The 12,028-nt window shown below is 64.1% G+C and carries 11 protein-coding genes; all 11 read right to left on the bottom strand.

Going from position 1 to position 12,028, the window contains the following annotated elements; translation table 11 throughout:
- Positions 1–100: 100 nt before the first annotated feature.
- Entirely contained in the window at positions 101–1,024 is a 924-nt protein-coding gene (locus NEI07_RS16470; RefSeq protein ID WP_256036038.1) for a D-alanine--D-alanine ligase, read from the bottom strand.
- A gap of 90 nt (positions 1,025–1,114) precedes the next feature.
- Positions 1,115–2,035 carry a UDP-N-acetylmuramate dehydrogenase gene (murB, locus tag NEI07_RS16465; protein ID WP_256036037.1) on the bottom strand — a complete coding sequence of 307 codons (921 nt, stop codon included), beginning with the start codon at positions 2,033–2,035 and terminating at the stop codon, positions 1,115–1,117.
- Between the two features lie 29 nt (positions 2,036–2,064).
- Positions 2,065–2,517, bottom strand: coding sequence for a type II toxin-antitoxin system VapC family toxin (locus NEI07_RS16460; protein ID WP_256036035.1), 453 nt, complete (start codon positions 2,515–2,517; stop codon positions 2,065–2,067).
- Positions 2,495–2,845: a ribbon-helix-helix protein, CopG family gene (locus NEI07_RS16455; RefSeq protein WP_256036033.1), complete on the bottom strand. Its 351-nt coding sequence runs from the start codon at positions 2,843–2,845 to the stop codon at positions 2,495–2,497. Before NEI07_RS16455 ends, NEI07_RS16460 begins: the two co-directional genes overlap by 23 nt.
- 191 nt (positions 2,846–3,036) lie before the next feature.
- Complete coding sequence (murC, locus tag NEI07_RS16450) at positions 3,037–4,446, bottom strand: UDP-N-acetylmuramate--L-alanine ligase (protein ID WP_256036032.1); 1,410 nt, start codon at positions 4,444–4,446, stop codon at positions 3,037–3,039.
- 2 nt (positions 4,447–4,448) lie between these two features.
- Positions 4,449–5,558: an undecaprenyldiphospho-muramoylpentapeptide beta-N-acetylglucosaminyltransferase gene (murG, locus tag NEI07_RS16445; RefSeq protein ID WP_256036031.1), complete on the bottom strand. Its 1,110-nt coding sequence runs from the start codon at positions 5,556–5,558 to the stop codon at positions 4,449–4,451.
- Between the two features lie 13 nt (positions 5,559–5,571).
- A complete protein-coding gene (locus tag NEI07_RS16440) occupies positions 5,572–6,726 on the bottom strand; it encodes an FtsW/RodA/SpoVE family cell cycle protein (RefSeq protein ID WP_256036029.1) in 1,155 nt (384 codons plus the stop codon).
- Positions 6,723–8,150 (bottom strand): UDP-N-acetylmuramoyl-L-alanine--D-glutamate ligase, encoded by a 1,428-nt coding sequence (gene murD / locus NEI07_RS16435; RefSeq protein WP_256036028.1) that lies wholly within the window; start codon positions 8,148–8,150, stop codon positions 6,723–6,725. Before murD ends, NEI07_RS16440 begins: the two co-directional genes overlap by 4 nt.
- Positions 8,151–8,152: 2 nt before the next feature.
- Positions 8,153–9,235 carry a phospho-N-acetylmuramoyl-pentapeptide-transferase gene (gene mraY, locus NEI07_RS16430; protein WP_256036027.1) on the bottom strand — a complete coding sequence of 361 codons (1,083 nt, stop codon included), beginning with the start codon at positions 9,233–9,235 and terminating at the stop codon, positions 8,153–8,155.
- Between the two features lie 9 nt (positions 9,236–9,244).
- Positions 9,245–10,663, bottom strand: a complete 1,419-nt coding sequence (locus NEI07_RS16425) for a UDP-N-acetylmuramoylalanyl-D-glutamyl-2,6-diaminopimelate--D-alanyl-D-alanine ligase (protein ID WP_256036025.1) — start codon at positions 10,661–10,663, stop codon at positions 9,245–9,247.
- Positions 10,660–12,028: UDP-N-acetylmuramoyl-L-alanyl-D-glutamate--2,6-diaminopimelate ligase (locus tag NEI07_RS16420; RefSeq protein ID WP_256036023.1), on the bottom strand; the 1,369-nt coding region annotated here is incomplete at its 5' end. The genes NEI07_RS16425 and NEI07_RS16420, both read right to left, overlap by 4 nt.

The following is a 12,028-nucleotide window of genomic DNA, read 5'->3' as shown; positions in this document are numbered from 1 at the left end:
GCCGGCGGGATGGTCGCGGCGGCGACTGCGGCCGCCAAGGCGTATGGCGCTTCTCCGGGAACGATGGGGACGAGCGAGTGCCGAGCCGAAAATGACTCTCTCAACGATCGCAGGATGCGTCTTCCACCATCCATTTGACCAACTCGCCGAATGAAAAACCTGCGTATGCCGCCATTTCTGGCACGAGCGAGGTCTCCGTCATTCCCGGCTGCGTGTTCACCTCCAATACGACGAGCTCGCCCGTACCTCCGGGGCGGTCGTCGTATCGGAAGTCCGCGCGGCTTACGCCGCGACAGCCGAGAGCTCGGTGAGCCTCAAGGGCCAAATGTTGGACCTCTTGGTAAATATTCTGTTTAAGATTTGCCGGAAGGACGTGTTTCGAGCCGCCCTTGGCGTATTTGGCGTGATAATCGTACCAGCCGCCGTCGGCAGCGAGGATTTCGATCACATCGAGAGCCTTGTCGTTCATGACGGCGCAGGTGAGTTCGCGCCCGGCGATGAACTGCTCCGCGAGCATCATGTCGCCATGAGTCCAATCCTCCCGCCATAATTCCTGCGGCGGATGCTCTTGGCCCTCGCTGACGATGAAGACGCCGAAGGAGGAGCCTTCGGAGACGGGCTTCAGGACATAAGGAAGGGGCAGCGCGTGCGCTTTGGCGGCGTCCAGCCTGTGCAGCACGCGCCCTTTGGGCGTCGGAACGCCGGCGGCCGCCATCACCGTCTTCGCGATATCCTTTTTCATCGCCACCGACGAGGCGAGCACGCCCGAATGCGTATAGGGGATGCGCAGAAGCTCCAGCGCGCCCTGAATGCAGCCATCCTCGCCAAACTTGCCATGGAGCGCGTTGAAAGCAACATCGGGTTTGAGCGCCGCAAGAACATTCGCGACGTCATGCCCCGCATCGACGCGGGACACTTGAAATCCCTGCTCTTCGAGGGCTTTCGCGCAGGCCTCGCCCGAGCGCAAGGAAATTTCGCGTTCGGCGGAAAGACCGCCCATTAGAACGGCGACGTGCTTGGTCATGTGCTCTCGACTTGAAAAATGCCAACTAAAGATCCGAATAAGCGGCTTCGTCGGCTTGCGAAGCCCATTCGGTGAATGCGGCGAAAGCTCTCACGCGACGCCGATGCGCTTGATCTCCCAATGCAGTTCGACGCCGCTCGTCTCGCGCACACGCCGGCGCACCTCTTCGCCAAGCGCCTCGATGTCGGCGGCGCTCGCCCGCCCACGGTTGATGAGAAAATTGCAGTGCATCTCGCTGACCTGCGCATCGCCGACGACGAGTCCGCGACAGCCGGCCGCGTCGATCAACCGCCACGCCTTTTCGCCGTCTGGATTCTTGAAAGTCGAGCCGCCGGTCTTTTCCTTGATCGGCTGCGAGGCTTCGCGCGCCGCGGTGATGCGCTCCATCTCGGCGATGATCGTCGCCGGATCACCGGGACGTCCCTGGTAAAGCGCCTGCGTGAAGATCACGTCGTCGGGGGCGGAACAATGACGATAGGCGTAGCCCATGTCGGCGACGCCAAAGACGCGGACGTCGCCGGCGCGGTCGACGCCGCGCGCTTCTATCAGCGCGTCCTTTGTCTCGCCGCCATGCGCCCCGGCGTTCATGCGCAGCGCGCCGCCGATCGCGCCGGGAATGCCGCGATAGAAGGCAAGCCCGTCAATTCCCGCTTCCGCCGCAGCGCGCGCCGCCTTCACGTCGGGGACCGCGGCGCCGACGCGCAGCCTGCAGCCCTCTTCGACGACGATCTCGCCGAAGCCCTTGGCCGAAAGTCGAATCACGACGCCTTCGACGCCGCCGTCGCGCACGATCAGATTGGAGCCAAGGCCGACGACGGTTACAGGAATCTCTCGCGGCAATCGCGCGAGGAAATAGGCGAGATCGGCTTCGTCGGCCGGCATGAACAGGATCTGCGCCGGCCCGCCGACGCGAAACCAGGTGTAAGGCGCGAGCGCCTCATTCGCCGCGACGCGCCCGCGTAGTTGCGGCATGGCGGCGGCGATGTCGGCGGAGATGTCGGGGAAGGTCATAAGCGGCTTTCGGCTAGATCAACGCTACATCATAGCTCGGCGATTTGGACGACGCGCACGCCATGACTCGAGCGGAATCGGCGATCGTTCGTGACGAAGATATCGCATTGCGCGGCCAACGCCGTTCGAAAATGCACCGCATCGATCAGTCTTAGGCCGAGATCGGCGCCGAGGCGCGCCGCCCCGATGAGAGTATCGAGGTCCACAGCCCGAATGTCGAAGGTCCTCTCCTCAAAGAACAGTCGATCGTAACCGTTTTCGAGCACCTCACTCTGACGTCTGAAGGCGCCGTAAAAGCATTCTGCAACGCAGATTTCACTCGTGACAAAGGTCGTGTTTCGTTCGATGAGCGCATACCAGAGGCTGGAGATCTTCGAATAAAACTCTGGATTCGCCTCGATGAAATAGATGACCGAATTTGCGTCGAAATAGGCCCGCCCGCCTTCGACCGGAAGCGTCTCAGTCGTCGCCACGGAATTCACGGATGCGTGCGTCGATCTCCTCAATGGATTGCGGTCCGACAAGCCGGTAGCCGATGCCCTCCAGCTCTTTCAGGCGACGAATGCGCTCTTGCGGCGACGGCTGGGTTTCCTTTTGCACGATGCGCGGAAGAAACTGCCTGAGCGTTTCCTCAACGAGATAAGAACGGGAGCGGCGCGTGCGCCGCGCCGCCTCATCGAGGATTTTGCGCGTTTCGTCGGTCAGACGAACGGATGTCGGCGTGGGCGCGGCGGATTTCATGATTCGGAGAGGACTGACTACGATGTAGTCAAATGTAGTAGCAATTCTACGGAAGTCAAATCCTGCCACATAAATTCACGTCCCTTCGTCACCCCGTTGACGGAGATGTCGGGGAAGTCATGCCGGCCCCCACCCCAACCCTCCCCCGCTTCGCGGGAGAGGGAGCAGATCAAGCGCTTCATCCAGATTGCGCAAGAGCCGCTCGTTAGGGTCCCTCTCCCGCGTCAGCGGGCGAGGGACAGGGAGGGGGCAAGAGCAATTCAACCCCCTGCCCCCGCCGCCAATTGCTCCGGCAGCGCATAGGCCCATTGGGTGATATTGCCGGCGCCAAGACAGACGACATAATCGCCCGGCGCGACGATCTCGCGCACCATCGCCGCCAGCACTTCGGGAGAGGGCAGCCCCATCGCGCGGCGATGGCCATGCGCCTTGATGGCGGACACAAGCGCGTCGCGATCGGCGCCCGGAATCGGCTGCTCGCCCGCCGGATAGACATCGGCGATGATGACCACATCGGCGTCGTTGAAGCAGGTGGCGAAAGCATCAAAAAGCGACTGCAGCCGCGAATAGCGATGCGGCTGCATTAGCGCGACGACCTTGCCCTTGGTGGAGGCGCGCGCCGCGCGCAGCACGGCGGCGATTTCGACGGGATGATGTCCATAGTCGTCGAAAATCTGCACGCCGTTCCATTCGCCGGTCTTGGTGAAGCGCCGCTTCACGCCGCCAAAGCCGGCAAGCGCCTTGCGGATTTGTTCGGGTGAAAGGCCGAGCTGATTGGCGACGGCGACCGCCGCCGTCGCGTTCAACGCATTGTGATGGCCCGGCATCGGCAGGACGAGATTTTCGAGATAGATCGCCTGCGACGTCTTGCGGTCGCGCAGCAGCACATTGAACTTCGACACGCCGCCCTCGAGATCGACGTCGAGCAAACGCACGTCGGCCTGCGGATTTTCGCCATAGGTGATGACACGGCGGTCCTCGATGCGGCCGACAAGCTCCTGCACGGTCGGATGATCGAGGCACATCACCGCGAAGCCGTAGAAGGGAATATTTTCGACGAAGTTGCGGAAGGCTTCCTTGATGGCGTCGAATGTATGGAAATGGTCGAGATGTTCGGGATCGATATTGGTGACGATGGCGACGTCCGCCGGCAGTTTGAGAAACGTGCCGTCGCTTTCGTCGGCCTCCACCACCATCCAGTCGCCGGCGCCAAGACGCGCATTCGTGCCATAAGCGTTGATGATGCCGCCGTTGATCACGGTCGGATCGAGGCCGCCGGCGTCGAGCAGCGTCGCAACGAGCGAGGTCGTCGTCGTCTTGCCATGCGTGCCGGCGATGGCGACGCATTGCTTGAGGCGCATCAGCTCGGCCAGCATTTCGGCGCGGCGCACGACCGGCAGACGTTTTTCGCGCGCCAAGACAAGTTCGGGATTGTCTCGCTTGATCGCGGTGGAGACGACGACCACTGCGGCTTCGCCGAGGTTTTTGGCGTCATGTCCGATGCTGATCGTCGCGCCTTTTTCGACGAGACGCTTGACGTTGGCGTTTTCGGCGGCGTCCGACCCCTGCACCTTGTAGCCGAGATTGAGCAGCACTTCGGCGATTCCAGACATGCCGATGCCGCCGATGCCGACGAAGTGAATCGGGCCCAACTCTTTCGGCAGTTTCATTCCTAGCTCCGTTTCGTAGCGCCCGTCCGCGCCACGTGGATGATCAGATCGGCGAGACGCTCGGCGGCGTCGGCGACGCCGACCATCTTTGCGGCTTCGGCGCGCGCGCAAAGCTGCGCCGGCGCATTGATGAGGTCACAAAGCCGCCGCGTCAAAAATTCCGGCGTGAAGTCGCTCTGGCGCACGGTTTCCGCGCCGCCCGCCGCTTCGAGAAAAGCGGCGTTCGCCGCCTGATCCTGATCGAGCGCATGCGGCAGCGGCACCAGCATCGCCGGTCGCCCGACGACCGCAAGCTCGGAAACGGTCGACGCGCCGGCGCGGGTGATGACGAAATGCGCCGCAGCGAGCCGCGCCGGAAAATCAGCGAAAAAGGGCGCAATCTCGGCGCCGACCCCGGCGCCGGCGTAGATCGCCTCGACCCGCGCGATATCTTCGGGACGCGCCTGTTGCACGACAGCGACTTTCGCCCGCAGCGCGTCAGGCAGCGCCGCGACGGCCGCCGGCACGATGTCCGCCATGACGCGGGCGCCCTGAGAGCCCCCGGCGACGAGCAGCCGGAAGATTCCATCATCGAACGAAGGATAGGGAGTCTTGGCGGCCTCGAGCACATTGGGACGCACCGGATTGCCGGTGACGACGACCTTGCTTTGCAAGGCCGCGGGCGCGGCGAGAGTCGGCAGGCCGGCGGCGATCCTGTCGACGCGGCCGGCGAGGAAGCGATTGGCCTTGCCCATGATGCCGTTCGCTTCGTGCAAAGCGCTCGGCACGCCGAGATAGGACGCCGCAAGCAAGGGTGGGACGGTCGGGTAGCCGCCGAAACCGATCACCACGGCCGGTTTGACATGGCGCAACAGCGCGGCGGCCTGCGCCGTGCCGATCGCAAGTCGCGCAACCGCCTGGGCCTTGGCCAGCAACGAGCCGCCCCGCGGCGTGCCGGCAGGGATCACATGCATGGCCCGCGCCGGAAAGCCGCCGCCGAAGCGCAGAGCGCGCTCCTCGGTGACGAGCTCCACCGCCAGCCCGCGGGCGGCGAGCGCATGTGCGAGCGCCTCGGCCGGAAAAAGATGGCCGCCGGTGCCGCCGGCGGCGAGGAGAATCGGCGAATCGATCATACCGAGGCTTTTATCACGCGGCGGCGGGCGCGCCCGTCGCGGCGAGCTCACTCAGCACGCGGGACCGCGGCCGCTTCCGCGTGACGGCGAGCAGAAAGCCCATGCCGAGCGACAGCGAAATAAGCGAAGAGCCGCCATAGGAGACGAAGGGCAACGTCATGCCCTTGGCGGGCATAAGATGCACGTTCACCGCCATATTGATGCAGCTCTGCAGGCCAAACAGCATCACGAGGCCCGCAGTCGCAAAACGGCAGAAGGGATCGCTGTTGCGCGCCGCCGAGAACAGCCCCCGCACCACGACGAAGGCGAAGACCGCGGCAAGCGCGATGCAGACAAGAACGCCGAACTCCTCGCCGATGACCGCGAAGATGAAATCGGTGTGGGAGTCGGGCAGGATGCGCTTGATGACTCCTTCGCCTGGGCCTTTGCCGAACCACGATCCGGCGATGAAGCTCTCAAGCGCCGTCTCCGACTGGAAATTCGCGGGCACGCCTGCGACGGGCGGCGGCGGCTCCAGAAAGGATTCGATGCGCGCGTGGACGTGCGGTACGAACTTGTAGGCGAGCAGCGCCGAGACGCCGCCAAGCCCGCCCAATCCGACAACCCAGATCCAGTGCAAGCCGGCCATGAAAAACAGCGCCGCCCAGACAATCGAAACCAGCATCGTCTGGCCAAAATCAGGCTGCAGCATCAGCGGCGCGATCGCGATCGGCAGCAGCAGAAGCGCGATTAGATTGCCTGGAACATCCTTGCGACGCGCCCCTTCGGAAAAGGCCCAGGCGACGAGCACGACGAAGGCGGGCTTCAAGAATTCCGAGGGCTGAACGCCGAAGATCCATCGCTTCGCGCCCTTCACCTCCTGACCGTAGAAGATAGTGGCGAAGACGAGCGCGAGAGAGACGATGAAGATCACCAGCGCCAGTCGGCGCACGTGACGCGGCGAAAGAAACGACGTCGCAATCATCAGGACCAGCGCCGGCAGAAGATAGAGCACCTGCCGGTTGACGAAGTGGAAGGTCGGCAGATGCAGCCGCTCCGCGACGGGCGGGCTGCCGGCCATGGAGAAGACGAGACCGGCGACGATCAGCAGGGCAAGGCTCACGAGCAGCCAGCGATCCACTGTCCACGCCCAGTCGGAGAATAGCGTTCGTTCCGCGCGCGAGATCATATCAGCTCTCCTTTTCGCTCCGCGATCACGGCGGGAAGCCCCTCAACGAGCCCGCGAAACGCATCTCCCCGCGCCTCGAAATTGGCGAACTGGTCATAGGAGGCGCAAGCCGGCGACAGCAGCACGACCGGCTCGGGAGCGTCTTCGGCCAGCGCGTCGAGCGCTGCGCGCGTCGTCGCCACGTCGAGCGTTCCGCACTGTTCGAAAGGCAGCGCGCCTTCCAGGGTGCGCGCAAAATCGCCCGCGGCCTCGCCGATCAGATAGGCTTTGCGTATGCGAGAGAAATGCGGTCGCAGCGGTTCAACGCCGCCCTCTTTCGATCGGCCGCCAAGAATCCAGTAGATATCGGTAAAGCTCACCAGGGCCTTTTCGGCGGCGTCGGCGTTGGTCGCCTTCGAGTCGTTGACGAACAACGCGCGTTCAATGCGTCGAACTTCCTCCATCCGATGCGGCAGGCCGGGGAAGCTCAGCAATCCGCTCAAGATCTCGTCGTCGTCCAATCCGCATTCCCACGCGGCGGCGGCGGCGAAGGCGGCGTTCTGCGCATTATGCGCGCCGCGAAGCGCGCGCGCGCCTTCGAGCGAACCGATCAGCTCCGCCTCCTCGGGCGGATGTCCCTGCTCGCGGAAATAGACGCTTCGATCCTCGACATAAAATCCCCAGTCGAGCGCACGCTTCCCGGAGACCGGCACGACACGCCGCTCGGGGGTCTCGACTTCAGCGAGGCGCGCGCCGATCGCATGGCAATAGGCGTCGTCGACGCCGACCAGAGCCACTTCCGCCGCGGCGACGAGCCGCTCCTTGATGGCGGCGTAATTTTCGATCGTGCCGTGACGGTCGATATGGTCCGGCGTGATGTTGATCAGCACGCCGATGGTCGGCGCCAGCGAGGGCGCGAGATCGATCTGGAACGACGAGCATTCGATAACGTGAATGCGCTCATCGGACGGCGGCTCGAGGTCGAGAATCGGCACGCCGATGTTGCCGCCGAGCTGAACGTCGCGGCCCGCCTCGCGCAAGATGTGCGCGATCAGCGCCGTAGTCGTTGATTTGCCGTTTGTGCCGGTGATGGCGATGAAGGGCGATCCCCCGGCGCGCGCCTCGCGTTCGCGGCAGAACAGTTCGACGTCGCCGATAATCTCGACTCCGGCGGCCTTCGCCGCCTGCACCGTCCAATGCGGCTCGGGATGGGTGAGCGGGACGCCGGGAGAAAGGACGAGCGCATCGAAGCCGCTCCAATCCGCCGCCGCGAGATCCTCGAGCGCTACGCCTTGCGCGACCGCCTTTAGTCGGCCAGCCTCGCCGTCATCCCAGGCGGCGACCTGCGCGCCGCCGGCGATCAGCGCTCGCGCCGTGGCGAGGCCCGAACCGCCGAGGCCAAAAAGCGCGACGCGCTTGCCCTTGAATGTCTCGACCGGCGTCATCGTCACCTCAGCTTCAAGGTCGAGAGGCCCATCAGGGCCAGGACGAAGGCGATGATCCAGAAGCGGATGACGATCTGCGGCTCCTTCCAGCCCTTCTGCTCGAAATGGTGATGGATCGGCGCCATCAGGAAGATGCGCTTGCCGGTGAGCTTGTAATAGACGACCTGGATGATGACCGACGCGCCTTCGATGACGAATAGTCCGCCGACGATGACGAGCACGAACTCCTGCTTCACCGCCACCGCCACGGACCCGACGAGCCCGCCGAGCGCGAGCGAGCCGGTGTCGCCCATGAAGATTTGCGCCGGCGGCGCGTTGAACCACAGAAAGCCAAGTCCGGCGCCAATGAAGGCGGAGCAGACGATCGTCAATTCGCCAACGCCGGAGACGTAATTGACGCCGAGATAGTTCGAAAAGATCGAATTGCCGACGAGATAGGCGAAGATCGCAAAGGCGCCGGCGGCGATCATCGACGGCACGATGGCGAGGCCGTCGAGCCCATCGGTGAGATTGACGCAGTTGCCCGCGGCGACGATGACGAAGGCGCCAAACAGGATGAACAGCGGCCCCAGCGTCGCGACATAGCCCCTCACCATGGGGATGGCGAGCTTCGTCATGTTCTCGCCGCCAGTTTCCATCAGCGCGTAGCAGGCTAGGCCGGCAATCAAAAACTCGAGCGCCAATCGCATCTTGCCTGAGAAGCCGGCGTGCGACTGCTTGGTCACCTTGAGATAATCGTCATAAAAGCCGATGAGGCCGAAGCTGACGGTGACAAAGAGCACGATCCACACATAGGCATTGCGCAGATTCGCCCAAAGCAGCGTCGCCGCGACCAGTCCCGAGACGATCATCAGGCCGCCCATCGTCGGCGTGCCTTTTTTTGTGATGAGATGTGAAGCCGGTCCGTCCTCGCGGATCGGCTGGCCCTTGCCCTGTTTGATGCGCAACGCGGCGATTACGCCCGGTCCGAAGAAAAAGACGAAGAACAGCGCCGTCGCCGCGCCCATAGCGGCGCGAAAAGTGATGTAGCGGAAGATGTTTAGCGGACTGTATAGATAAGAGAAGTCCGCAAGCAGCGTTAGCATCGTCTCTCCTCAGCTCGCCATTTCGCGAGCGAATGCGCTTTTCAAGGCCGAGACGATCCGCGCCATCCGCGAACCATTGGAGCCTTTTACCATCACCACATCGCCAGGACGAACCGCTGCGAGAACGGCCTCTTCCAGCTCCAGCGGCGTCGCCCGATGCGCGGCGCGCATCGAATCAGGCACAGCGTAACTCAAGCGTGACATCAATGGCCCCGAGGTGAACAGCAGATCGACGTTCGCGCCAATGAGGTCCTGAGCGAGCTCGGCGTGCAGTTCGGCCGCCTGAGGCCCGAGCTCCAGCATGTCGCCGAGCACGGCGATGCGCCGGCCCCCGGGGCCTGTGGCGGCGGCGCCGAGCAGCTGCAGCGCCGCCCGCATGGAGGTCGGGTTGGCGTTGTAGCTTTCGTCGATGAGCGTAAACTCGCCGTCTGGCGTCATTATTTTTTGGCGTTGGCCGCGTCCGGAAGGCGGCGTGAATTCGGCGAAGGCCGCCGCAGCTTCTTCCAAATCCACATCGAAAACGACGCCCACAAGCAGCGCCGCGAGCGCGTTCATGGCGATATGCTTGCCTGGCGCGCCGATGCGAAAGCGCAGTCGCCGCTCGAGAATTTCCGCCTCGACCAGCGCGCCTTCGCCGGCGGGCTCGTAAGACAGGAGCCGCGCATGCGCGCCTTCCGTCTCGCCGAAACCAAAGACATGGCTGGCGGTTGGGGCAGCCGCCGCGGCGAGACGCTGGTAAAATCCATCGTCGCGATTGATGATCGCGACGCCGCCGTCGAGCGCGGAAAAGATTTCAGCCTTGGCGTCTGCGATCTTCTCGATCGATCCGAAATATTCGAGGTGAACCGGAGCGATGCGGGTAACGACGGCGACGTGAGGACGCACCTGAGCGACGAGCGCGGCGATCTCGCCCGCGTGATTCATGCCGAGTTCGAACACGCCGAAGCGCGACTCCGCCGGCATGCGCGCAAGCGTCAACGGCACGCCCCAGTGATTATTGTAAGACGCCGTCGATGCATGCGTTTCGCCGAAACGCGACAGCATGAGCCGGATCATGTCTTTCGTCGAGGTCTTGCCGACGGAGCCGGTGACGGCGGCGATGAAGGCGGCGCTTCGTTCGCGCGCCCGCTGTCCAAGCGACTCGAGCGATTGTTGCACGTCTCTAACGATGAACAGCGGCCCGGCGCCGGAAAGCTCAGGCGCATGCGCTTCGTCGATGACCGCCGCCGCCGCGCCTTTCTCAAGCGCCATCCGCACGAAGTCGTGACCATCGCGCGTCTCGCCCTTGATGGCGAAGAACAGATCGCCGGGTTGAAGCGTCCGCGTGTCAATGGAAATGCCGGCGGCTTCGCGCGCAAGACCGCCGCTCGCGCGCGCCCGCAGCGCGCCGACCAGCGCCAATCCCGACCATAACGGCCTCTTGGTCATGGATGATTCTCCTTGAGCGCCTGCGCAATCGCCTCATGATCGGAGAAAGGCAAAACGCGGTCGCCGACGATCTGCCCGGTTTCATGGCCCTTTCCAGCCACGACGAGCGCATCGCCCGCTTCAAGCCCCGCGACGGCCTTGGCGATCGCCGCGCGCCGGTCTCCGATCTCGATGATGTGCGCCGCGCCGCTGCGGGTTCCTTCGAGAATTTCTGCGCGAATGGCGGCGGCGTCCTCGCTGCGCGGATTGTCGTCCGTGACGATCGCGACATCCGCCGCGCGGGCGACGATGTCCCCCATCAGCGGGCGCTTGCCACGATCGCGATCGCCGCCGCACCCGAAGACGACAATCAGGCGTTTTTTTGTCAGCGGCCGTAAAGTGGCGAGCACTTTCTCCAGCGCGTCGGGCTTATGCGCGTAATCTACGAAAATCGGCGCGCCATTACGCTGGCCGACGAGTTCGAGCCGCCCGGGAGCGCCCTTGAGCGCTTCGAGCGCCGCAAAGACCTGCCCCGGGTCATCGCCGCTCGCGATGGCCAGTCCGGCGGCGACGAGCGCGTTCGAGACCTGAAAGGCGCCGGCGAGCGGCAGATCGACCTCATATTCGACGCCCTCATGGGCGAGCCGCAGCGACGTCGCGAGCGCAGACGGCGCCGCCGATAGGAGCCTTATCGTCTCTCCCTTCGAACCGACGCTTAAGATTGTGAGGCCCCTGGCGCGGCAGATTTCGATGACGCGGGACGCAACGTCGCTGTCGGCGTCGATCACCGCCGTCTGGCCAGGGTGCAGCAGCGTTTCGAAGAGCCGCATCTTCGCCGCGAAATACTCCTCCATGCTGGCGTGATGATCGAGGTGGTCGCGCGAGAAATTGGTGAAGCCCGCGACGTCGACGCGCATGCCGTCGAGCCGCCGCTGATCAATCCCCAGCGACGACGCCTCCATGGCGAGATGCGTCACGCCACGTCCGGCAAGTTCGTCCAGCGTTCTGTGGAGTTCGACGGGTCCGGGCGTCGTCAGCGCTCCATAATGCGCGCCGCGAGAATCGACGATTCCGACGGTGCCGAGCGACGCCGCCTCATGTCCAAGCGCGGCCCAGATCTGGCGCAAGAAGGCCACGACCGACGTCTTGCCGCTCGTTCCCGTAACAGCCGCGATTGTCGACGGCTGGCGAGAAAAGAAGCGCGCCGCGGCGAGGGCCAGGGCGCGCCGAACGTCATCGACGACGACGACCGGCAGCGGGCAGTCAGCTCGCCGTTGAGTGACGACGACGCAGGCGCCGCGCGACTTCGCGTCGGCGACATAGGACAGGCCGTCCCCGGCGTGGCCCGGGATGGCGAAAAAGGCAAAGCCGCCGCGCGCCATTCGA

The organism is Methylocystis suflitae (assembly GCF_024448135.1).
Lineage (GTDB): Bacteria > Pseudomonadota > Alphaproteobacteria > Rhizobiales > Beijerinckiaceae > Methylocystis > Methylocystis suflitae.
The sequence above is the reverse complement of the archived record's forward strand: the minus strand, read 5'-3'. Positions and strand labels throughout refer to the sequence as shown.